Raw genomic sequence first — 22,866 nt, forward strand, 5'->3', positions numbered from 1 at the left:
TTCGAACTCAGAAGGCGAAGCAGGAACAGCCGAACGCGCCCCAGAAACCGGCGAAGTCGCTGACCGGCGCATTCGACATCCGCGCTTTTTCGTGGCTGTGGGTGTGCACCGCGCACGGCCCGCTGCACTGGTGAACCTGCGCCTGCAGTGGCGAATTCGGGCGCCAATGGCCCGGAACCTTGACCACGGGCGACCAGTCCGGCAGCACCGGAATCGAACGCGGGCCGAGGTCTTCGAAGTCGCCGGCGGCGTAGACAATCTTGCCGCCGACCACGGTCATCACCGACTCGATCCACTTGATCGCTTCCTCTTCAACGCTGAAGAAGTCGGCGCTGAGGGCTGCCAGGTCCGCCAGTTGGCCGACGCGGATCTGGCCTTTCTTGCCCTGCTCCGAGGAGAACCAGGCGCTGCCGTGGGTGAACAGCTCCAGTGCGGTGCTGCGTGGCAAACCTTCTTCGTACAGCGCCAGACCGCCAACGGTGCGGCCGCTGACCATCCAGTACAGCGAGGTCCACGGGTTGTAGCTCGACACTCGGGTGGCGTCGGTGCCGGCGCCAACCGGTACACCTTCAGCGAGCATGCGCTTGATCGGCGGTGTGGCTTCGGCGGCTTGTTTGCCGTAGCGATCGACGAAGTATTCGCCCTGAAACGCCATGCGATCCTGAATCGCGATGCCGCCGCCCAACGCCTTCACGCGCTCAATGTTTTGCGGGGTGATGGTTTCCGCGTGGTCGAAGAACCACGGCAGACCGTTGAACGGAATGTCGCGGTTGACCTTCTCGAACACGTCGAGCATGCGGCTGATCGATTCGTTGTACGTGGCGTGCAGACGGAACGGCCAGCGCTGCTCAACGAGGTGGCGCACCACCGGTTCCAGTTCCTGTTCCATGGTCTGCGGCAGGTCCGGGCGCGGCTCGAGGAAGTCTTCGAAGTCGGCGGCGGAGAACACCAGCATCTCGCCGGCGCCGTTGTGGCGCAGGAAGTCATCGCCCTGATGCAACTTGACGCTGCCGGTCCAGTTCTGGAAATCGGTCAGTTCTTCTTTCGGCTTCTGGGTGAACAGGTTGTAGGCGATGCGCACGGTCAACTGGTCGTCTTTGGCCAGTTGCTCGATCACTTGGTAATCATCCGGATAGTTCTGGAAACCACCACCGGCGTCGATCGCACTGGTCAGGCCGAGGCGATTGAGTTCGCGCATGAACTGACGGGTCGAGTTGACCTGATATTCCAGCGGCAGCTTCGGCCCCTTCGCCAGTGTCGAGTAGAGAATCATCGCATTCGGCCGCGCGACCAGCATGCCGGTCGGGTTGCCATTACTGTCACGGACGATCTCGCCACCCGGCGGGTTCGGCGTGTCGCGGGTGTAACCGGCGACGCGCAGTGCGGCGCGGTTGAGCAGTGCACGGTCGTAGAGGTGCAGGATGAACACCGGGGTGTCCGGCGCCGCCTGGTTGATTTCTTCCAGGGTCGGCATGCGTTTTTCGGCGAACTGGAATTCGTTCCAGCCACCGACCACGCGCACCCATTGCGGGGTCGGCGTGCGATCGGCCTGATCCTTGAGCATGCGCAGCGCGTCGGCGAGCGACGGCACGCCTTCCCAGCGCAGTTCGAGGTTGTAGTTCAAGCCGCCGCGAATCAGGTGCAAGTGCGAGTCGTTGAGGCCTGGGATGACGCAGCGGCCCTTCATGTCGACCACTTGCGTGGCGCTGCCCTTGAGGGCCATGGCCTCGGCATCGTTACCGACGGCGACGAAGCGGCCATCCTTGATCGCCACCGCACTGGCCAGTGGTTTTTCGCGGTCTACGGTATGAAATTGGCCATTGAATAAAATCAGATCGGCGCTCATCGCAGTTCCTCAAGCAAAAGTGAAAAGAAGCAAACCCCGCGTTAACGCGGCGAGGTTTCTTGGGAATCGAGGTGTTCATGGGCCTGGCTGGCTTCCAGCCACGGGGTGAACAAACGGGTGACCGGCGGCATGACCACGTAGACCACCGAGAGAACGATGGTCAGGGTGATCAGGAACGTGGCAACCACGTAGTTGGAAAGAATCGGATGCAGCGCCAGCAGCGGACCCCAGATCAGCGGCACCAGCAGGGTATGCGGCAGAATCACCAACAGGGTGACAACAGCCTGCTTCCAGCGCGGCGGCGGCGAGCCGGCTTCGGCCAGCGGTGTGAACCAGAACTCGTTGACCGGTGCGACCTCGGTCTGATCACCGTCAGCCAGCATCGGTGCGGCTTCGGCGATCAGCGCCTGACGCTCGGCGGATCCCAGCCAGCCTTGCATGGCCTCGGTGGAGCTGAAGCGCAGCACGCAGGTGTAAAAATCCAGACGCCCGCGCTTGCCGCGCACCACGTCCACACCCAGATGCCCTTCGCGTTGCCCGGCGACGCGCACGATGTTGCGCAGCCACGCTTCGTAGGCCAATTCGAAACCGGCCTTGACCGAGTGCTTGATGATCAACGTGACGGTCTCATCGGCCCCCAGTGCTTGTTGATTAAGGACTTCAGGCATAACGCAGCACTCCGGGCAAACGAACAGGAATCGCCAGCCGTCCCGGCCCGGCGATCAATACAGTGGTGAAAAGAATCAACAGCAACCAGCCAAACTGCCCTTCGGCCACACTCCATTGCGGATGCACGACCAGCAACGCAACGAGCAGCACAAAGAGAATAGGCAAGCAGGCCAATCGCGCCAGCACGCCGGCGATGATCAGCAACGGGCAAAGGACTTCAGCGAAAATCGCCAGGATGAGAGTGAGGTGGGCGCCGAGGTGGAACGGGTCTTCGATCAGTTGCAGTTGCGCAGTGAAGTCCAGCAGCTTGGGCAAGCCGTGCACCCACAACAGAAACAACCCGCCGCTGACCCGCAGAAACAGCAACCCGATGTTGCGCGCCTGTTCATCCCTCGAACCCATCATGACCCGACCCCTTGAATGTCATTGACGGCAATCATGCCAAGACCAGGGCGGGAGAAATTGGATGGGTGTGCTTAGTTGTTTTTCAGACCACGGACAGTCCGCCTCCAGCGACAGACAAGGTGGAGCTCCCACAGGAATTGATGGCATTCACTCAATTGGCGGGCCGCCCAAAACCATGTGGGAGTGAGCTTGCTCGCGGAGGCGTCAGGTCAGCCACATCCGCGACTGGCATACCGATTCCGCGAGCAAGCCCGCTCCCACAGGGGTTGGTGGCGTGCACTCAGTTGGCAGGCTGCCACGTGGTTGTGTGATCGCGATGGGTTAAAGCGCCGGAATATCCAGCGGCGCCGCCATGAACTGGCTGATGCGCGAGCGTAGCCATTTCTCCGCCGGGTCGTTGTCGTGCACCCCGCTCCACGCCATCGACAATTGCGCGGCATCGATCGGGAACGGCGGGTCTTCGGCGCGCAGGGCGCAGCCTTCGACCAAGGCACAGGCAGCGTAATCCGGCACGGTGGCGATCATCTCGGTACCGGCGAGCAAGGCACGCAAGCCGCTGAATTGCGGCACACCGAGCACTACGCGGCGGCATCGGCCGATCTTGGCCAGATCCAGGTCGATATTGCCGCTCAGGTCACCAGAGAACGACACCATCGCATGCGGCCGCTCGCAATATTCATCCAGCGTCAGCGGCCCCGGACGGTCATCGCCGCGCAGCACTTTGCAAGGGATGTCGCGCAGCTTCTTGCGCTTGGCATTGGCCGGCAGATCCGTGGTGTAGCTGACGCCCACTGAGATTTCTCCCGAGGCCAACAGCGCCGGCATCAGTAGATAATTGGCACGGCGCACCACCACGACAATCCCCGGCGCCTCCAGCTGAAGCTGGCGCAACAGCGGCGGAAACAGACCGAACTCGGCGTCATCCGACAGACCGATGCGGAACACGTCGCAACTGCTCGCCGGTTCAAATTCCTTGGCGCGGCTGACCGCCCCGGAAATCACATCCATTGCCGGTTGCAGCTCCTTGAGAATCGCCAGCGCCCGCGCTGTCGGCTCCATGCCGCGACCGTTGCGCAGCAGCAACGGGTCGTCGAACAGATCACGCAAACGCCCCAGTGCAGCACTGACCGCCGGCTGGCCCATGAACAGTTTTTCCGCCACACGGGTCAGGTTCTTTTCGAACATCAGCGCTTCGAAAATCACCAGCAGGTTCATGTCGACGCGGCGCAGATCATTACGGTTCATGGGCGTGGTTTCCTTGTCGGTGTCAGGCACTTTTTGCCACAGGCGCTGGGCACTTTACTCGATCAACGGCACTTTCGCCGCGCGTTTGCAGGGGCCGTACTCCCGCTTGTCATTGCATTCCCCTTGTACCTGGCCGACGGCGGCCATGCTTTGTCGACATCGTCGCGCAAAACGGCGGGCGGTGACTTGCAAGGATGTGCTGAGTTCCAGCCTGAGCAGGGAAATTAACAACGATTAACTCGTCAGCCTCACGCCACGGCCCAACAATGAAGTCCTCTGCGCAGCGTTGCTGTTTTGACCTGAGGGAATGCGCCGACCATGCCTTCCCCACCGACACGGACCTTGGCCATGGCTTATCTACAGCGAACCGTCGCCCTCGCCCCTGCCTGCGAACCGCGTAAAAACGCGACTGGCGGACTCAGTCCACAGCGCGAACGCCACATCAAACAGTTGATCCTCGACCGCTTGGGCGAAAGCCTCGAAGTGGCTGAGCTGGCCCGTGCCTGCTCACTGTCCCGCAGTCATTTCTCCCGCGCCTTCAAATGCAGCACCGGCCTGTCGCCGCAGGACTGGATTCGCGCCCAGCGTCTGGCGCGGGCCAAGTTGCTGATCCAGCACACCGACCTCAGCCTGACGCAGATCAGCCTGGAGTGCGGCTTCTGCGATCAGGCGCACTTCTGCCACATGTTCACCCGCAGCGAGGGCATCAACCCCTTCGCCTGGCGCTGTCGAGCCATGGGCAAGCTGAAAAGCAGCGCCGCGCAGCCTGCGGTTTTTTGACTGCTGCCGTTACGCCACCCGTTGCACTGATGCTCAAACCTGAGGATTATGCCCGGACACCCCGGATCAGACGGCCTGCGCACGCGCCAGGCACCGATTCGCCCTGTCCGCCGCATCACCGCAGGAGCGCGCTGTTGAGTTTTCCCCCGAATCAGGCCATTGCGTTTGGCCCCTATCGGATTCATCCCGGGCAACGACTGCTACTTGAAGGCCAACAGCCTTTGCGCCTGGGACGGCGGGCGATGGACATCCTCCTGATTTTGCTGGCCCACGCCGGTGAAGTGGTGAGCAAGCAGCAACTGATGGCCGGGGTCTGGCCAGACAGTGTCGTTGAAGACATCAATCTACGCGTGCACATGGCGGCGCTGCGCAAGGCGCTGGGCGACGGGCAGAACGGCCAGCGCTACATCGTCACGGTCGCGCAACGTGGCTACAGCTTTGTCGCTCCGATCCTGCTCGACAGCCTCGAACAAAAACCTGCGGTTGCCGTCGCCAGACACAATCTGCCGCTGCGCCGTACGCGGATGATTGGCCGCCAGCCGGTCGTCGATCATTTGATTGCGCAACTGCCACGCCGACGCTGCATCACCCTGGTCGGCCCCGGCGGCATCGGCAAGACCACCGTCGCCCTGCGTGTCGCCGAGCAATTGATCGGCCAGTATCGCGACGGCATCCGCCTGGTGGATCTGGCACCCATCGCCGAGCCCGCGCTGATCGGCACGCATCTGGCGGCGCTGCTCGATCTATCTGCGCCCGAAGGCGATGCGCAGGGTTGTCTGGTCGATGGTTTGCGTGAGCGACAAATGTTGCTGGTGATTGATAACTGCGAGCACCTGATCGATGCGATCGCGTCGCTCAGCGAGCAGATTCTGCGCGGCGCGCCCAAGGTGCATATCCTCGCGACCAGCCGAGAAAGCCTGCGCGCCGAGGGCGAGTTCGTGCTGCGTCTGGAATCGCTCGAATGTCCGTCCATGTCGACGTCGATGGCGCCGAGCGAGGCGCTGAGTTTTGCTGCGCTGCAACTGTTTGTCGAGCGCGCCACTGCAGCCCGCGAAAGCTTTGAACTGAGCCCTGCGCAGTTGCCGCAAGCAATCGAGATCTGCCAGCGCCTGGACGGTATTCCGCTGGCGCTGGAACTGGCCGCCGCTCAGGTCAGCAAATTGGGTATGGACGGGTTGCTCAAACAATTGCGCAAAGGGCTGCCGCCATTGTCGGCCGGACAGCACAGCAGTGCCGAACGCCACTTGACCCTGCGCGCGACGATGGACTGGAGCTTCAACCTGCTCAATGCCTGCGAGCAAACCTGCCTGCGGCGATTGGGCATTTTCCGCGGCAGCTTCACCCTCGCCTCGGCGGCGGCAGTGGTCATCGGCCAGCAGATCGATCCCGGCGCGGTGTTCAGCGCTGTCACGCAACTGGTGGCCAAATCCCTGCTTAGCGTCGAAGTCGGCGACGAAGATGTTTTCTACCGTTTGCTCGACACCACGCGCCACTACGCACTGGAAAAACTCGAACAGGCCGACGAGCTCAGTGCAACCCGCCAACGCCACGCCGAGCGCTGCCTGACATTGATGCAGCAGGCGCAAGCGGATTGGGACAATACCCCGACCGTATTATGGATGGAGCGCTATGCCCGGGGTCTGGAGGATCTGCGCGCGGCGCTGGATTGGAGCCTCAACGGGCCGGGACCAGATGAACTGGGTGTACAACTGACAGCCGCTTCAGCACCGTTGTGGCAAGAGCTGTCGCGGCTGCGCAATTACAGCCGTTATGTGCGTCGGGCACTGAGTCTGCTCGAGGAAACCGCCGAGCCCTGCTCTCGTCTGCAAATCGCCTTGAAACTGGCGCTCGGCAGCGCCAGCTATCACACCTGGGGCGGCACGCCACAGACCATCCAGGCCTTCGTCGATGCCTGCCAATTGGCTGAGAAACACGGCGATTTGGCGGGACAACTGCGCGCGGTGTCCGGGCACATGGCGGTCAATCTGAGTTGCGGGCATTACCGCACGGCGCTGGCCCAGAGTGAGCAATTCGATCGCATCGGCCTGCACGGCGAGCCACTGCTGTCACTGAGCACACATCGCTTGCGGGTGCTGGCCCTGCATTATGCCGGCGACCAACCGCAGGCACGCGTGCACGCCGAGCAGGTGCTGCAACGCATGGCCCACAGCGGTCATCTCAATCGCTTCACCCATGGTTTTGGCGTGCAATACGACCAGAGTGTTGCTTCGCTGACGGTGCTGGCTCGCGTGCTGTGGCTGCAGGGTCTGCCCGAGCAGGCATGGCGCGCAGCACGACAGGCGCTGGACATTGCCGTGCAGATCAATCATGGAACGTCGATCTGCTACACCCTGGCGCTGGCCAGTTGTCTGATCGCCCATTACAACGGCGACCGCGCCAACGCCCGCGCTCTGCTGCAGTTGCTGCTGGAGCAATCGCAGAAGCATTCGGTATTGCTGTTCAATAACTGGGGCCGGCACTACGCGCAGGTGATCGATCCGGACAATGCCGCGCCTGTGTCAGCGCAGAGCAGCGGTTTGATCCGGGAAGTGATGGTTACGCTCGATGAACGCTTTGTCGACGAAACACTGGTGGAGCGGGCGCGCAATGGCGATGCGGGGTGGAGCGCGGCGGAGATATTGCGCGCGCACGCGGCGGCATTATTGAAGGAATCCGAGAAGCCGATTCTCGAACCTGCTCGCGAATCGGCCCGCGCAGGCGCCACCAAAATCCTGCAAGCCGAACAAACGCTGCAACAAGCCTTGACCATCGCCAGAAGCCAAGGCGCGCTGGCCTGGGAGTTGCGCAGCGCCACGAATCTCGCTGAACTGTGGCAAAGCCAGTCCCGACAGCGCGAAGCCCTGGATCTGCTCACCCCGATCTACCAGCGCTTCACCGAAGGCTACGCCACTGCGGACGTGCGCAAAGTGCGCCGGCTACTCGACCGTCTGCGCGACCAGTGTCCGGCCTGACGCGTTGCGCGTTCGGCTGAGATAGCGCGCATGGCGCTGCTCCAGCTCGAGCCTCTCGTCGGTTCGCTCGAGTTGATCACGCGCATAGCGGCGCACGGTATTAAGCATCCAATAGCGGAGCGTTGCTTGAACGGGTTGCTGAATCAGCAACGATTTGCGCGCCAGACCTTCGATTATCGCGACGAGCCTGGAGCCAGCCAGATCCGCGCTGCTGATCACACTCAGTGCGGCCTCAAGGGTAAAGCCCATGCTGAACACCGACAGACGCAGCAGCACACGCTGTTCCATTGCAGTCAGGCGCTGAACGCTCCAATCGATGGCAGCACCCATCGACTGATGGCGCGGCACCGCGGTGCGCCGGCCTTGGCCAAGCAACTGCAGTCCGTTTTCAACCTGGGCCTGCAAACCGATCAAGCCCAGCGCGTCGATCTGCGCCGCTGCGAGCTCGAGCGCCAGTGGCAAACCGTCCAGTTGACGGCAGATCTCGCGCACGCCTGGCAAATCCTGTTGACGTAAGCTGAAGCCATGCTGCCGCGCCCGCGCGCGATTGACGAACAACTGCACCGCCGGATAGCTCATGGCCTCTTCAACGGTATTCAATGTCGAGCGCTTGGGAATCGCCAACAGCGGCACGTATTGGATGGTCTCCTGCGCGACTTGCAGGGCTTCTCGGCAGGTCACCAGAATCGACAGGCGAGGCGCAGCCTGCAACAGGGTTTCGACCAAAGCCGCGCAGCTCTCGCGCTGATGATCGCCGTTATCCAGTAGCAACAAGGCGTGGCGACCCGTCAGTGTTGAAAAATCTGTCTTCAGGGCGTGCAACAGCTGCTCAAGCAGCGGCAGGTCATCTTCAAGGCTGGCAAGGTCGACCCACCAGGCGCCATCGCGAAAATATTGCAGCAGCAGTTCTGCCACGCGCAGCGCCACCGTGGTTTTGCCGACACCTGGCGCACCGGTAATCGTCATCAGGCGGCACACCGGCATTTGGCGAACCAGACTACCGACCAAGGCATCGCGCCCACTGACTGGGGTCAGTCGTGCCGGAAGATTGTGCAGTGGCCTGAGCGCGGCGGCGGGCATGGGCAGCACGTCACGTGGGTTCTGCTCCACCGGGGCGACAAAACTGTAGCCGCAATGCGCCACGTGAATGATGTAACGCTGCCCATTGGTGCCGTCGCCCAGTGCGCGGCGCAACGCTGCGATGTGCACCCGCAGGTTGATCTCTTCAACGATCGATGTCGGCCACACACGAGCAATCAACTGCTCTTTACTGACTACCTCGCCCGCGTGCTCAAGCAGCACCAGAAGAATATCCATGGCGCGCCCGCCCATGCGCAGCGGCTGCTCTCCTTCAAGAACCAGACGCTGGCGCACGTGAAAGACGTAAGGGCCAAATCGCAGCACCGAGCCGGGGTGGGTGTCGTTGTGATTATTCATGCCAGACATCTTGGCACTCTTGCGTGACGATACAACCGCCACAGCCGACGCAGTACGGACATCCAGCTGCGTCAGACGGACAGAACCGCTCTAGCTGAACTGTTCCCGGTATTGTATCGGCGTTAGGCCGAGCTTTTCGGCGAACAGCGAGCGCATGTGCCGGACGCTGCCGAAGCCACTTTTATACGCAATTGTCTTCAGCGGCAGATCACTGGTTTCCAAAAGGTTTCGCGCGCAGTCAATTCTGGCATTCTGCAAAAACTCCATCGGCGTCATGCTGATGTCGCGGGCGAACAGGCGAGCAAAGTGCCGTGCGCTCATATTTGCCAATCCCGCCATTCGCTCGACGGTGAAGGCCTCGTCCAGGTGCTCAAGCACATAATTCTGTACGCGAGTGACTGGCGTCTCTTGCGGTGAGATTGCGGCCATCAAAGGACTGAACTGCGCCTGCCCGCCTTGGCGCTTCATGACCACCAACAAGACCTTGGCGACGTCCTGAGCGATCTTCTTGCCGTGATCTTTGGCAACTACGGCCAGCGCGAGATCGATGCCGGCGGTCACGCCACCCGAGGTGATGAGATTACGATCCTCGACGTAGATCTGATCGGTGGTCACCGTGGCTTTCGGAAAGGCTTTGATCAGGCGTTCGGTGTAATTCCAGTGCGTGGTGACGCGATAGCCATCAAGCAGGCAGGCATGGCCGAGGATGAAGGCGCCAGTGCAAATCGAACCGTAGCGTTCGGCGCGCGGTACGGCGTTGTTCAACCAGGCGAACAGCCCGGGAAATCTCTGGTTGTAGGCGCCAGGCCCGCCGGGCACCAATAACAGGTCATAGCGCTCGGCCGCTTCGTCGATGTGCAGATCAGCCTGCACCTGCACGCCATTGGAAGCTCTCAGCAGGCCGCGCTCGATGCCTAACGTCGTCAATTGATAGTGCAAATCAGGTTTCAGATAACGGTTGGCGACTGAAAACACTTCCAGCGGCCCGGCCATGTCGAGCATCAGAAAGTCAGGAAACAGCACCATTGCCACGGTTTTCATGGGAGGCATCACACATTTCGGGAATCAATACGCACGCTGAACCGGGGCATTATGGCTAACTCAGGCTTAATCAGCGCACACGAATGGGTGAACCATAGCGCAAAACTGTCAACCTGAGCCGGACAGTCTTTCAATTTCCATCTACTTATTGCCTTGTCTGGTAACCAGTAACCTTCTCCTCACTCGGACGAATTCACGTCCCGCCAGGAGATTTCATCATGCTGACACTTCGCAAAGCCTCCGACCGCGGCCTCGCCAATCACGGCTGGTTGAAGTCGTTTCACACCTTCTCTTTCGCCAATTACCGCAACCCGCGAGAACAAGGATTCTCCGATCTGCTGGTGATCAACGACGACCGTGTCGCTGCCGGCAAAGGCTTCGGCCAGCATCCGCACCGTGACATGGAGATCTTTTCCTATGTGCTCGAAGGCGCGCTGGAACACAAGGACACCCTCGGTACTGGCTCGGTGATCCGCCCCGGCGATGTGCAACTGATGAGCGCCGGCAGCGGCGTGGCACACAGTGAGTTCAACCACTCAGCCACCAAGCCCGTGCACTTTTTACAAATCTGGATCGTGCCGGACGTCAGCGGTGCCAAACCGCGCTATCAGCAGGAGCACTTCAGCGCGGCGAAAAAACGTGGTCGCCTGCAACTGATCATCTCGCCGGACGGGAGCAACGGTTCTCTGAAAGTCCGTCAGGATGCGCGCGTCTTTGCGGGGTTATTCGACGGCAAGGAAAGTGCCACGCTGAAATTGCCGGCCAATCGTTACGCCTATGTGCACGTTGCGCGCGGCAGCGTCGAGTTCAATGGCCAGGCGTTGCAGGAAGGCGACGGCGTGCGGGTTCGTGAAGAGCAGCTGCTGAGCTTGAGCAATGGGGTCGATGCCGAAGTACTGGTGTTCGACTTGCGGCCACAGGAGTTGCCAGAAATGCCATGACCTGGCGCGATTCGGAACGGCCTTCCAATGAAGGCCGTTTTTTATTGCGGCGACACCGGCGCAGATCGTTCGACAGGTTTGGGGACGGACACTTCTTTACCAATCTGAATCGCCGCCAGCGTGGTTTGTCTCGTAGTCAGCACCGCCGCCTGATTGGCGAAATGCGCGCCAACCAGCAATGAAGCCACGCCGAGAAAATGCACAGTGGTAGCAGCCCAGTAATTGGCCTTTACCGTCGACGCCTGTCTGATCGCTTCCCGCGATTCGTCGGCCATTTTCTGCACGCCCATCCACATCAGGTCATAACGCTTGTCCCGTTCTTGCAGGGCCTTGTCCCGCTCAAGATAGACCTTGTCCCGCTCTGCCTGGGCAGCGAGAAACCCACGAATGTCGGCGCGCATTTCTGCCACGCGGCCATCCATTCTCGTCTCGATGGTCTCTATCCTGGCATCGAATTCTTCGCGGCTTATGGTGCTCATGATGTGCCTATCCCGACCCGTTTCCGATCTGTCCGTGACTGCATATCGATTCACTTTCCTGATTTTCAATGCGACACCTTCATGGCTACGAGGCCTTCCCTGGCTCTTCGTTTGGATGCGGGACTGAAATCCGCATCGAACTGCCGTCACAATAGATTTCATCGCTCTCGGCGACAAGCCGGCCCATTCTGCCTCGGACGTAGGCTGTTTCGTCAGGCGTTGTAGCCTTGGCAAAACCCGAAATCACTTATTCGTTTTCCAGCGCAAAGGCCTCCACGATCTGCTCGATCACGGCCCGCACCCGCGCGGTATGGCGCAGGTCAGCGTGGGTGACCAGCCACACTTCATACGGCAATGGCCGGGTCCGCTCCGGCCAGAGTCTGACCAGACCGTCACGCTCGCCCATATACACCGGGATCTCCCCTACTCCGAGGCCTGCGGCAATTGAGCGACGCACTAGAAGGCTGGAGCTGAGCGTCGCCACGATACGCCCACGGCTTAACGGCTCGGATACCAGTGTGAGGTCTTTTTTGCTCTGTAAATACGGCTGATACACCACCAGATCATGGCCCTCGAAAGCACTGCCGGGCTGCGGTCCACCATGGCGCTCGACGTAGGCCTGCGCTGCGAAAAGTCCTACAGGCCAACGGGCGATTCGTCGGGCGATGAGATCCGGGTTATCCGGCCGGGTATTGCGTACGGCGATATCCGCCTCGCGCTTGGCCAGACTGAGGATCTGCGTCGACGCATCCAGCTGAATCTGCACATCCGGATGCTGATCATGCAGGCGCGCCATCGCCGGGATGATGAAATCGATGGCCAGCGAGTCGGTGGTGCTGACCCGTACATGACCGGTCAGACGATCATCCAGCCCGTGGATGTGTCGCTCCAGTTCCAGCGCCGAGTGCTCCATTTTTTCCACACTTTTGAGCGCCGCCTCACCGACGGCGGTCAGCGCGTAGCCGTCGGATGTGCGCAGGAACAGCGTCGCGCGCAAAGATTTTTCCAGCGCGGTGATGCGCCGTCCTACTGTGGCCTGGTCGACGCCCAGAACCCGCGCAGCCCCACGCAATGTCGACTCGCGACAGACCGCCAGAAACACCCGCGCATCATCCCAATTCATGCTGATCCTCACCGAAGCAATTTTGCATCATCGTGCCGCTTAATCGCTGCATATGCGCAGCAACAATAGCCGATAAGGTGAGCGCCATACACCTCTCGCGAGATCGCTAAACATGCGTACTTCAAACTCTTCCGGCCTCTGGCTGCCAATCTTCGCCGGGCTTTGCGCCAGTCTGGTCAGCATTGGCCTGGCGCGGTTCGCCTACACGCCACTGATCCCTTCGCTGATTCAGGCGCAGTGGTTTTCAGCCAATGATGTCGTTTACCTCGGCGCGGCCAATCTGGTCGGCTACTTGATTGGCGCCCTCCTCGGTCGGCCTATGGCCCATCGATTGGGTAATCGCAACGCTTTGCGCCTGATGATGCTGGCTGTTACGGCAGCATTTTTTGCCTGTGCTTATCCGCTGTCGGTGAGCTGGTTCTTCGGTTGGCGCTTGCTGTCCGGCATTGCGGGTGGCGCGATCATGGTGCTGGTTGCGGCAACCGTGCTGCCTCACGTTCCGGCGGCGCGCAGAGGCTTGGCCAGTGGCGCGATCTTCCTTGGCATCGGCCTCGGCATCGCCGGTTCCGGAACCATCGTGCCCCCGCTGCTGACGCTTGGCTTGCAGGCAACGTGGCTGGGGCTGGGCGCGCTGGCGTTGTTGCTGACCGCATCGAGCTGGTTTGGCTGGCCTGCGGATACCGCGCACGCCGCGGCTGTGCATGGCCCGTCGGCTGATGAGCCGACACCGCCGGGTGTTTACCTGTTGTTCGCTCAATATGCGTTCATGGCCGCCGGGCTCGTGCCCGCCATGGTGTTTCTGGTCGATTACGTAGCTCGAGGGCTGGGGGCCGGGGCGCATGTCGGCGCAACGGTCTGGGTCATGTATGGCCTGGGGGCGATTGTCGGGCCGGTGACTTACGGCTTCCTGGCTGACCAGCTTGGCGCACGCGCAGGCATTCGAATGGTGCTGGTCGTGCAAGCCATCGCCCTCGGCTTGCTGGCCGTCACACATTCGTTTCTGGCGCTGGCATTACTGGCGGTGATTCTCGGCTCTTTCCCGCCGGGCATCGTGCCGCTGGCGCTGGCCCGGGTGCATGAGCTGGTGCCGTCGCATCACCGTCAACAGATTGCCTGGAGCCGCGCTACGGTGTCTTTTGCCACTTTCCAGGCGTTGGCCGGGTTTGCCTATTCGGCGCTGTTCAATGCTTCGGGCGGCCAGCATTCGCTGCTGTTTATGATCGCCGCCGGCGCGATCGGCGTTGCCCTGCTGCTGGAGCAAGCCATGCGCTGGCTGCCTGCTGCGACTCAAACTGGTTGCGCGGCGAACTGAAGGGAATCATTGCGCGTTGCCTGCGCTCCCATCTACACGACCTTTTTCACAGGAATCGACAATGTCACTGCCCAATGAAATGACCCGTATCGAAATAACTGAACCCGGCGGCCCTGAAGTGTTGCAAGCCAGGCGCGTGGCCCTGCCAACCGTTGCCGAGGGCCAGGTGCTGATCCGCGTTCACGCTGCCGGAATCAATCGTCCGGATGCCTTGCAGCGCGCCGGCAAGTATCCAATGAAACCCGGCATGGACCCGATTCCCGGGTTGGAAGTGGCTGGTGAAGTGGTCGCACTCGGCACCGGAGTAACGCGGTTCGCTGTCGGCGATCGAGTGTGCGCGCTGACCAATGGCGGTGGCTATGCCGAATATTGCGCCGTGCCAGCGGGGCAAACGCTTCCCGTGCCGGACGGTGTCGACTGGATTCAGGCCGCCGCGATTGCGGAAACCTTTTTCACTGTATGGGCCAACCTGTTCGGTCTCGGCGGTGCCAAGGTCGGCCAGCGCGTGCTCATTCACGGTGGCACCAGCGGCATCGGTACCACCGCACTGATGCTCTGTCGTGAATTTGGCATTGAGGCCTTCGCCACCGCTGGCAGCGCTGAAAAATGCGCGGCGATTCGTCAGCTTGGCGGGCAACCGATCAACTATAGGGACGAAGATTTCACCAAGGTCATTGCCGAAAAGACGGCAGATCAGGGCGTGAACGTGATTCTCGACATCATGGGCGGCTCGTATCTGAACGGCAACATCAGCGCACTGGCTATGGACGGGCGCCTGGTGATGCTCGGCTTCCTCGGCGGTGCCCGCGCCAACGATATCGATTTGCTGGCGATCCTAGGCAAACGCGCGGTGGTCACCGGCTCGCTGCTGCGCGCGCGCACCGCTGCGGAGAAAGCCGCCATCGCCGATCAATTGCAGGAACACGTTTGGCCTGCCCTTGGCGCCGGACGCTGCCTGCCGATCATCGACAAGGTCTACCCGCTAGCTGACGCGGCTCAGGCCCATGCCCGCATGGAGGGCGGCGACCATATCGGCAAGCTCGTGCTGCAAGTAACGTGAGCGATTGCAGCATCTTGTAATCGTTGCGCATGCACGGTGGTCGAAAATAATCACGCGCAGACTGAGGCATCTGGTAAAAAGCGTTCTTTGTCTGCGCCGTGGTGAAACGATTAATGTTCCTGTCCTTACTGACTCGTCTGCGGCGCCGCCGGTTCGCGTTCGCCATGATGGCCGCGCTGATTATTGGCGTGCCGACGAGTTGTGCGGTGCTGGAACACACCGAGCGCAAACTGTTGTTCCGCATCGAACCGGGTACGGCCGGCTGGTATCGCGGTCTGCCCGGCAGTGTCCAGGAACTCGATCTGCAACCGAAAAGCTTCAGCGCCGGACAGAATATCCATGCCTGGTGGTGGCCGGCAGAACGTGCCAATGCGCCAGCAATTCTGTATCTGCATGGCGTGCGCTGGAACCTCACCGGACAACTGTTCCGCATCGAACAGCTGCGAGCGGCGGGGTATTCAGTGCTGGCCATCGACTATCGCGGATTTGGCCAAAGCAAGGGCGACCTGCCGTCGGAGCGCAGCGTTTATGAAGATGCTCGCGTTGCGTGGGAACGCTTTCAACTGCTGCAGCCAGATCCGGACAAACGGCTGATCTACGGCCATTCTCTCGGTGGCGCAGTGGCGATCGATCTGGCCGCTGAACTTGGTCAGACAGCCGCGCGCAGTCACACACCTCTGCCCGTGCGCGGCCTGGTTATTGAGTCGACCTTTACCTCGCTCGCCGATGTCGCCGCCGCCGTGGCTGACACCTCGCTTCCGGTGCGTTGGCTGCTGTCACAGAAATTCGATTCCATCGACAAGATCGCCGACATTCATATGCCGCTGCTCGTCGTGCATGGCCTGGCTGATGCCTTCGTGCCGCCACGCTTCAGCGAGCAACTCTTTAACGCCGCTGAGCAGCCCAAGCGGCTGTTGCTGGTGCCTGGGGCGACGCACAACAACAGCATGGCGCTTGGTGGCCAGGGTTATCGCAAGGCGCTGGATGCGTTGATGCAGACCAAACCGTTGCCGCGGGTTGCCGGGCCGGCAGTGGCAAAACGATCTCGCGACTCTTGATTGAAGCACTGGCATACTGGCGCCCCTTCCGACATCACAACAAGGAATGAGTGTGTTAACCCGCCCCAATGCCCTCTGGATCTACTACCCGATTTGCTGGCTTGCTGTAGGTTCGGTTGTACTGCACAGCGCTTTTTATGACTGGTATCTGCTCACTCCGATCGACGTCGGCGGTACCTTTATGGGCGGAATGGGCGGCCAGTTGTTCGCCATTGGCTGGGTCGCCGCTACCGTGGCTTTGTTGTTGGCTCTGCTGGTGCGCATGCCGGGAGCGATTCATGCCTGCATACTGGCGGGCGTTATGCCTTTGGCCATAGGCGTCTGGTGGCAAATCAATTATCCGGACGACGCGGAACAAAGGATCTATAGCATCAGCCCTCATGAAATCGGCAGCGCGATGCTGATCGGTGCGGTGTTGTTGGGGCTCGGTCTGTTTTTGCGTTCAAGGCTCAAGAAGCAAGGCGCTCCCTCGCTTTGGGCGATGATCGCCAGATCGGTCATGGCGATAGTGATAGCGTCAGTGTTTATTGGCGTGCCCATTTATATCGCCAGACAGATGTCGTTGCCGCATTGCGCGTTTACCAAAGATGGCCAGCAGTTGACAGTGTGCTTGGGTGACGACGACAACGAACGCGTGATCGTCGACTGAATGCTCCGCCAAAATCCAAAAAGTACAAAAAAAGCCCAACCACTTCAGGTCGGGCTTTTTGTTATCGCCGTGCCAACTCGTGGCGTACGCATTGTTCGTAATAGGTTTGCTTGACCGCCGCCGGTTTAAGCTTCGAACTGCTGTTGTAGGTCTGCTCGGTAATCCCCATCGCAGTCATGCGCATCCAGGGCTGCTGGAACCGGCGAACCTGCAGTTGCTTACGCGCGCCATACAGCGAAACTCCCGACAGCTTGGATCGCTGCGCACCGGCAGCAATATCCGAACCCCAGGTGCAGGCGAAGCGATGGCCCTTGCTTAACTCTTTTGCCTGCACACCCGAAGCGATCCAAGCCAGGGAAAGCGTCGCAACGGTGATGACAATCGTCCGCATATAGCCAACCTAACCTTTTGAAAAAACGCGATTTTGCCGGGGTGCATTATCTCTGGGGGCCAGCAATTTGCCTGCTGTCGGGAATTTTTTATCAGGGGAGATACAGAGCAGTCTTCGCCGCTCGTCCAATGGCGCGCACCTTTGGCAGGCGAACCTATCCAAAACAGTACATTCCTTGCGTAGAAGGCCCACGAGATGAACAAGAAAATCTTTGCTCTGTCGTTTTTCAGCCTGTGCCTGATCGGCCCATTCCACGCTTCGGCTGCCGAGACGACAGCGGGCGCCGCCACCCCTGCTACCGCTCTGCCCGGTGTTAATCAGGCAGAAAGCTCTCGCGATCATGATGAGAAGGCGAACAAGAAAGGCGAAGAGTCCTCGGGCGCCAACTCAGGCTCCCAGCCGCATGAGACGGAAAAAGATGCTGCGACGTCGAGCGACTCCAGTGACCTGGACAAAAAACCGGTTCAGTAACAAGGATTTTGCTATTTGTGAATAAAATTCAGATGCCGAAACTAGGCAGCGCAGGGTGATATCAATATGATGCGCGCACTGGCCACCATAGAGGGTGGCCAGAGGAAAATACACCCAAGGAATGCAAATGAAAGATTTCGTCATCGGCGTCAACAACATCGTCCTCTACATCGCACTGGCGGTCATCCTGATCGTGTCCCTGTTCATGATGAGCCAGAGCTTTCTTTCGGGTCTCGGGATGTTCGTAGGCGGCACCTTGAGCTGGTGCATCATCTCCGGCTTCTGGTTCGTGCAATCGGCAACTTATGAAGAACTGCGCAAGCTGAACTCGAAGACCAACTGATCCAGGTATTCGTTAATAAAAAGGCCAATGTCATCGACATTGGCCTTTTTATTTCAGCTGCGAAGGAACTGATTCGTCATTGTTTGGTGCACTGAGCGCCCAGGCCCATACCCATGGAACCCAGAGCAACCATCGGCCCGCTCGGCAACTCGCAAGTGTACTCGCCGTTTTCGGTTTGAGCGTTGTAGAAGGTTGTATTGAAGTCGTTGCGGATGTTGGAAACCTTGATAACCGGTTTGCCGATGGTGGTCTGTGCCCGATTCTTGAGATCACTCTCTCCCGGTTTGACAGTCTGGCATCCACTGACCGCGAGTGCCAAAGTTGCGAATAAAGCGAGACCCGGGATTGTCCTTGATGAGTTCATAGCAGATCGACCTTTTGATTTTCATACCAAAGAAGTTTGACAGTCAGCTGCCAAGCGAAAGGACTTTAAAGTCGAGTCGGTACAGGGGCAATTAGGTCAGATGTGCTAGTGGCTGAAGGCTAGCGGCGCTCTCAGGGAGGTTTTGCGACGACTTTCGGGATTGCAGGCCGGTACTAATCAGTCTGTAAAATCTCTATTCGCAATCGAGCAGCGCCCTCCTCTCGACAATCAAAACAAACCGGCAAAAACAGCTGGATAACTTCGATGTTACTGCGCAGATGATCCGTCATGCGCGGCGTGGTCAACGTTCCGCCACCAGCCAGCGCCATCGGCAACAGCAACTGATCGGCCAGATGCTCTGCCACCGCAGCATCACTGCGCAGCCAGTCGACAGCCTGATTGATTGCGGTATCGGCCACCTTCTCGGCACGTAACGACACTTGGCCAAACGCACTGAACACCTCAGTGACGTGCTCAAAAACGTACTCCAACAACAGCACATTTCCCGGACCGCGCGCCGGCTCAATGGTCATCTGTTGCAGCGCATCCGACGGCCAATTCAGACGCTTGGCGACATGCGTGAGTTCACGCTGAGCAACGGTAGGCGCAAGTCCGGCAGTCAGTGCCAGAGCCTGTCGTGAAATTGACTTGCCGCGCTCACACAGATTCAGCCGCGTCAGGTGTGACGGCTGCACCCTTACTGCAATCTCGCCACCGCCAGCCGGCACAAAACCATGACGCACCAAGTCCAGTTCGACATCGCCGCCCATGCGCCGCAGCAGCGGTAGCCAACTGCGCGAGAGAAAATCAGTCGGCGGCGCCAGCGGATTGTGCGTGCCGCCAGTGATCGTCACCCGACTCGCCTGCGGTGCTCGCATCAACGCGGGCAACAGTGTCTGCAACACCAAAGTACAACTGCCCGCTGTGCCGATGGCGAATTGAAAATCGCCTGCACGGATTGCGCCCGGTTCAAAGCTCAAGGCCTGCGAACCCAAATGCGCACCGGATATCTGCGCACCGCAAACCTCGGCCGCCGCCATTACTGCCGTCAGATGCTGACGCAGCAGTCCCGGACGGCTGCGTCTGGCGCGAATCTGTTTAATCCGAAACGCCCGGCCTGTCACCATCGACAGGCTCAGCGCACTGCGCAACACCTGACCGCCGCCGATGGCACCGTCCAGTTCAATGATTTCTTTCATTGCACATCCTTATCCTTTAACGCACACCACCTGACGCAGCGTGTGCAGCACTTCCACCAACTCGCGCTGGGCGTGCATGACTTTGTCGATGTCCTTGTAGGCCATCGGAATTTCGTCGATGACCGCTTCGTCCTTGCGGCATTCCACATGCGCAGTGGCGCGAATCTGGTCAGCGACGGTGAAGGTACTCTTGGCCTTTGTGCGACTCATGGTGCGCCCGGCGCCGTGGCTGCAGGAGCTGAACGACTCTTCATTGCCCAGCCCGCGCACAATGAAACTCTTGGCGCCCATCGAGCCCGGAATGATCCCCAGTTCGCCCTTCTTCGCCGACACCGCACCTTTACGGGTGATCAGGACGTCTTCACCGAAATGCCGCTCTTTCTGCACGTAGTTGTGATGGCAATTCACCGCTTCCAATGCGACTTCGAAAGGCTTGCGAATGACCTGCCGCGTGGCCTGAATCACCGCGCGCATCATCAGTTCACGATTCTGTCTGTCGAAGTCCTGCGCCCAGCCCACTGCCTCCACATAGTCATCAAAATGTCGGCTGCCCTCTTCGAAATAGGCCAGATCACGGTCCGGCAGATTGGCGATGTGCTGACGCATATCCGCTTGCGCCATCTGAATGAACAGATTGCCAATCGCATTGCCGACACCACGAGAACCACTGTGCAGCATGAACCAGACCCGATTGGCTTCATCCAGGCACACTTCAATGAAGTGGTTGCCGCTGCCGAGTGTCCCCAAATGCCCAAGGTTGTTGGTGTTGGCCAGCTTCGGATACTTGTCGGTGATCAATCTGAAGCGTGGCTGCAAACCCGCCCAGGCCTGATCGGCTTGCTGCGGAATCTTGTCCCAGGCGCCTTTGTCTCGCCGCGAACGATCCGAACTGCGGCCATGGGGGACCGCTTGCTCGATGGCGCTGCGCAAACCATGCAGGTTGTCCGGCAGATCCGCAGCGGTCAGTGATGTACGCGCTGCGATCATGCCGCAGCCGATGTCGACCCCCACCGCCGCCGGGATGATCGCGCCAACCGTTGGTATCACGCTGCCGATGGTTGACCCTTTCCCCAGGTGCACGTCCGGCATCACGGCCAGATGTTTGAAGATGAAGGGCATCTTCGCGGTGTTCATCAACTGTGCACGGGCTTCGTTTTCTACCGGAACGCCTTCGGTCCAGAGTTTGATTGGCTTGCCGTCGGCGACTTCGAGAAGTTGGTAGCTCTGATCATTCATATTGTGGTGTCCCTGTTCGTTTATCCAAGCATTGCAGCCGCTGTGCCAGATTCGAGCGCAGACATCATCTTTTATTTATGCTATTGATTTATATCGTTTTTATTCTCGAAAAAGACTGGATTCTTAAATTAGAAAAGACAAAACCCTCTCTAAAAATTATTATTGCCTATCGTTATTTATCTTATGAGATAAACATGTCTGGTAAGCGCACCGTCGTCATTGGATTCATCGGAGCCACCCTGGATCGTGTCGGCAAAGGCGCCAACCGTTGGAATCACTGGCGGCCAACCGTGGGCCTTTGCCAGCAAGCAGATTTGCCAGTCCATCGGCTTGAACTGATTCACGGCCTCGATGCTCGCGACGTGAGCCTCGCCGAGCGCGTCCGAGCCGACATCCAGCAGCAATCTCCAGCGACCAACGTGCGCCTGCATCCGATGTCGCTGCGCAACCCTTGGGACTTCGAAGAGGTCTACGGCGCCCTGCACGACTTCACCACCACTTACCATTTTGACACCGAGCACGAGGATTACCTCGTCCACATCACTACCGGCACCCACGTCGCGCAGATTTGCTGGTTTCTGCTCACCGAAGCGCGCTATCTGCCGGCCAGACTGGTCCAGACCTCCCCCACCAAACGCAAGAGCGATGACGAGCCCGCCTGCGGCACGCATACGCTGATCGATCTCGACCTGTCGCGCTATGATCGCATCGCCTCACGCTTCGCCAGCAAACGCCTCGAAGGCTTGGCATTTCTCAAGTCCGGTATCGCTACACGCAACGCCGCATTCAACCGCTCCATCGCGCAAATCGAGCGCGTGTCCCTGCGCTCCAGAGCGCCCATGCTGCTGATCGGCCCGACAGGCGCGGGCAAATCCTTCTTGGCGCGACGCATCTACGAACTCAAGCGCAGTCGCCATCAAATGCAGGGACGCTTCGTCGAAGTCAACTGCGCCACCCTGCGCGGTGACGGCGCAATGTCGGCCCTGTTCGGCCACGTCAAAGGTGCCTTCACAGGCGCGCAAAATCCTCGCGATGGCTTGTTGCGCGCTGCCGATGGTGGAATGTTGTTTCTCGATGAAATCGGCGAGCTCGGCGCAGACGAACAGGCAATGCTGTTGAAGGCAATCGAAGAGAAACGCTTCTTCCCATTGGGTTCGGACAAGGAAGTCGAGAGCGACTTCCTGATCATCGCCGGCACACACCGCGATCTGCGAAGTCGAGTCGCCGAAGGCTTGTTTCGCGAAGATCTGTATGCGCGCATCAACTTGTGGACGTTCGATCTGCCCGGCCTCGCCGGTCGCCGCGAGGATATCGAGCCAAATATTGATTTCGAGCTGGAACGCCATGCTCACGAACAGGGTGAGCGGGTGCGCTTCAATCTCGAAGCACGCCGGCGCTACCTGACCTTCGCCAGTTCACCTGAAGCAGCCTGGCTGGGCAACTTTCGCGAACTGTCCGCATCGATTACCCGAATGGCGACTTTGGCCGATAGCGGGCGCATAGATGAAGCGCAGGTAGAGGAGGAGATCGATCGGCTGCGGTATGCGTGGAGACTGGCGCAACCCACTGCAGCATCAGCCGACTTGCCGGGGGACGGCGAGAACATAGATTTGTTCGACCGCTTGCAGCTGAAAGCGGTTATTGAGGTATGCCGACGGGCGGATAGCCTTTCCGATGCCGGCCGGCAGCTCTTCGCTGTCTCTCGACAGGCCAAAGCGCAGCCCAATGACGCCGATCGCCTGAGGAAGTATCTAGGGCGGTTCGGACTTGAATGGAGCGAGGTCGTGGGCACGAAGTGAAGTATGACTTGGCATTTCATGCCCACACGACCTTAATGATTGCCGT

Annotated in this window: 22 protein-coding genes; 10 read left to right on the forward strand and 12 right to left on the reverse strand. The window is 59.8% G+C overall.

Features of this window, described 5'->3' with window-relative positions:
• Positions 1-7: 7 nt before the first annotated feature.
• The 4 genes from ACIGDJ_RS04160 to ACIGDJ_RS04175 form a co-directional block, all read right to left on the reverse strand.
• Entirely contained in the window at positions 8-1,846 is a 1,839-nt protein-coding gene (locus tag ACIGDJ_RS04160) for an amidohydrolase (protein WP_101159884.1), read from the reverse strand.
• 41 nt (positions 1,847-1,887) lie between these two features.
• A complete protein-coding gene (locus ACIGDJ_RS04165) occupies positions 1,888-2,514 on the reverse strand; it encodes an antibiotic biosynthesis monooxygenase (RefSeq protein ID WP_101159885.1) in 627 nt (208 codons plus the stop codon).
• Positions 2,507-2,920: a DoxX family protein gene (locus ACIGDJ_RS04170; RefSeq protein ID WP_313003304.1), complete on the reverse strand. Its 414-nt coding sequence runs from the start codon at positions 2,918-2,920 to the stop codon at positions 2,507-2,509. The genes ACIGDJ_RS04165 and ACIGDJ_RS04170 overlap by 8 nt, the downstream gene beginning before the upstream one ends.
• Before the next feature lie 321 nt (positions 2,921-3,241).
• Positions 3,242-4,165, reverse strand: coding sequence for a LysR substrate-binding domain-containing protein (locus ACIGDJ_RS04175; protein WP_313003308.1), 924 nt, complete (start codon positions 4,163-4,165; stop codon positions 3,242-3,244).
• A gap of 348 nt (positions 4,166-4,513) precedes the next feature.
• Between ACIGDJ_RS04175 and ACIGDJ_RS04180 the strand changes: the two genes are divergently transcribed.
• On the forward strand, positions 4,514-4,945 hold the full coding sequence (locus ACIGDJ_RS04180; protein ID WP_101159889.1) for a helix-turn-helix domain-containing protein: 432 nt from the start codon (positions 4,514-4,516) through the stop codon (positions 4,943-4,945).
• 134 nt (positions 4,946-5,079) lie between these two features.
• Positions 5,080-7,917 carry an ATP-binding protein gene (locus ACIGDJ_RS04185; RefSeq protein WP_397479031.1) on the forward strand — a complete coding sequence of 946 codons (2,838 nt, stop codon included), beginning with the start codon at positions 5,080-5,082 and terminating at the stop codon, positions 7,915-7,917.
• Here the strand turns inward: ACIGDJ_RS04185 and ACIGDJ_RS04190 are convergent.
• Positions 7,882-9,354 (reverse strand): winged helix-turn-helix domain-containing protein, encoded by a 1,473-nt coding sequence (locus ACIGDJ_RS04190; RefSeq protein WP_313003319.1) that lies wholly within the window; start codon positions 9,352-9,354, stop codon positions 7,882-7,884. The two genes, ACIGDJ_RS04185 and ACIGDJ_RS04190, sit on opposite strands and share 36 nt — an antisense overlap.
• 90 nt (positions 9,355-9,444) lie before the next feature.
• Positions 9,445-10,395, reverse strand: a complete 951-nt coding sequence (locus ACIGDJ_RS04195; protein WP_101159891.1) for a GlxA family transcriptional regulator — start codon at positions 10,393-10,395, stop codon at positions 9,445-9,447.
• 218 nt (positions 10,396-10,613) lie between these two features.
• Between ACIGDJ_RS04195 and ACIGDJ_RS04200 the strand changes: the two genes are divergently transcribed.
• A complete protein-coding gene (locus ACIGDJ_RS04200) occupies positions 10,614-11,336 on the forward strand; it encodes a pirin family protein (protein WP_101159892.1) in 723 nt (240 codons plus the stop codon).
• A gap of 41 nt (positions 11,337-11,377) precedes the next feature.
• Here the strand turns inward: ACIGDJ_RS04200 and ACIGDJ_RS04205 are convergent, their stop codons facing one another.
• A complete protein-coding gene (locus tag ACIGDJ_RS04205) occupies positions 11,378-11,815 on the reverse strand; it encodes a hypothetical protein (protein ID WP_397479030.1) in 438 nt (145 codons plus the stop codon).
• 247 nt (positions 11,816-12,062) lie between these two features.
• Entirely contained in the window at positions 12,063-12,938 is an 876-nt protein-coding gene (locus ACIGDJ_RS04210) for a LysR family transcriptional regulator (RefSeq protein ID WP_101159894.1), read from the reverse strand.
• 112 nt (positions 12,939-13,050) lie between these two features.
• Between ACIGDJ_RS04210 and ACIGDJ_RS04215 the strand changes: the two genes are divergently transcribed.
• The 4 genes from ACIGDJ_RS04215 (at position 13,051) to ACIGDJ_RS04230 (ending at position 17,017) form a co-directional block, all read left to right on the forward strand.
• Complete coding sequence (locus ACIGDJ_RS04215; protein ID WP_101159895.1) at positions 13,051-14,250, forward strand: YbfB/YjiJ family MFS transporter; 1,200 nt, start codon at positions 13,051-13,053, stop codon at positions 14,248-14,250.
• Between the two features lie 61 nt (positions 14,251-14,311).
• Complete coding sequence (locus ACIGDJ_RS04220; protein ID WP_397479029.1) at positions 14,312-15,310, forward strand: NAD(P)H-quinone oxidoreductase; 999 nt, start codon at positions 14,312-14,314, stop codon at positions 15,308-15,310.
• Between the two features lie 113 nt (positions 15,311-15,423).
• Positions 15,424-16,368 carry an alpha/beta hydrolase gene (locus tag ACIGDJ_RS04225; protein WP_397479028.1) on the forward strand — a complete coding sequence of 315 codons (945 nt, stop codon included), beginning with the start codon at positions 15,424-15,426 and terminating at the stop codon, positions 16,366-16,368.
• Between the two features lie 46 nt (positions 16,369-16,414).
• On the forward strand, positions 16,415-17,017 hold the full coding sequence (locus ACIGDJ_RS04230; protein WP_313003343.1) for a hypothetical protein: 603 nt from the start codon (positions 16,415-16,417) through the stop codon (positions 17,015-17,017).
• Between the two features lie 61 nt (positions 17,018-17,078).
• Here the strand turns inward: ACIGDJ_RS04230 and ACIGDJ_RS04235 are convergent, their stop codons facing one another.
• Positions 17,079-17,408, reverse strand: a complete 330-nt coding sequence (locus tag ACIGDJ_RS04235; protein ID WP_101159909.1) for a hypothetical protein — start codon at positions 17,406-17,408, stop codon at positions 17,079-17,081.
• A 195-nt stretch (positions 17,409-17,603) separates the two neighbouring features.
• Here ACIGDJ_RS04235 and ACIGDJ_RS04240 point away from each other — a divergent pair, with 195 nt between their 5' ends.
• Positions 17,604-17,879: a hypothetical protein gene (locus ACIGDJ_RS04240; protein ID WP_101159913.1), complete on the forward strand. Its 276-nt coding sequence runs from the start codon at positions 17,604-17,606 to the stop codon at positions 17,877-17,879.
• A 127-nt stretch (positions 17,880-18,006) separates the two neighbouring features.
• Complete coding sequence (locus tag ACIGDJ_RS04245) at positions 18,007-18,222, forward strand: hypothetical protein (RefSeq protein ID WP_101159917.1); 216 nt, start codon at positions 18,007-18,009, stop codon at positions 18,220-18,222.
• A 76-nt stretch (positions 18,223-18,298) separates the two neighbouring features.
• Here ACIGDJ_RS04245 and ACIGDJ_RS04250 read toward each other — a convergent pair whose 3' ends face one another.
• The 3 genes from ACIGDJ_RS04250 to ACIGDJ_RS04260 form a co-directional block, all read right to left on the reverse strand.
• Positions 18,299-18,586: a hypothetical protein gene (locus ACIGDJ_RS04250; RefSeq protein ID WP_101159918.1), complete on the reverse strand. Its 288-nt coding sequence runs from the start codon at positions 18,584-18,586 to the stop codon at positions 18,299-18,301.
• A gap of 173 nt (positions 18,587-18,759) precedes the next feature.
• Positions 18,760-19,785: an RNA 3'-terminal phosphate cyclase gene (gene rtcA / locus ACIGDJ_RS04255; protein ID WP_101159919.1), complete on the reverse strand. Its 1,026-nt coding sequence runs from the start codon at positions 19,783-19,785 to the stop codon at positions 18,760-18,762.
• Positions 19,786-19,794: 9 nt separating this feature from the next.
• A complete protein-coding gene (locus ACIGDJ_RS04260) occupies positions 19,795-21,021 on the reverse strand; it encodes an RtcB family protein (RefSeq protein WP_397479027.1) in 1,227 nt (408 codons plus the stop codon).
• 194 nt (positions 21,022-21,215) lie between these two features.
• Here ACIGDJ_RS04260 and rtcR point away from each other — a divergent pair, with 194 nt between their 5' ends.
• On the forward strand, positions 21,216-22,820 hold the full coding sequence (rtcR, locus tag ACIGDJ_RS04265) for an RNA repair transcriptional activator RtcR (protein ID WP_397479047.1): 1,605 nt from the start codon (positions 21,216-21,218) through the stop codon (positions 22,818-22,820).
• Positions 22,821-22,866: the final 46 nt, after the last annotated feature.

This window comes from Pseudomonas sp. NPDC079367, from assembly GCF_044542195.1.
Classification (GTDB): Bacteria; Pseudomonadota; Gammaproteobacteria; order Pseudomonadales; family Pseudomonadaceae; genus Aquipseudomonas.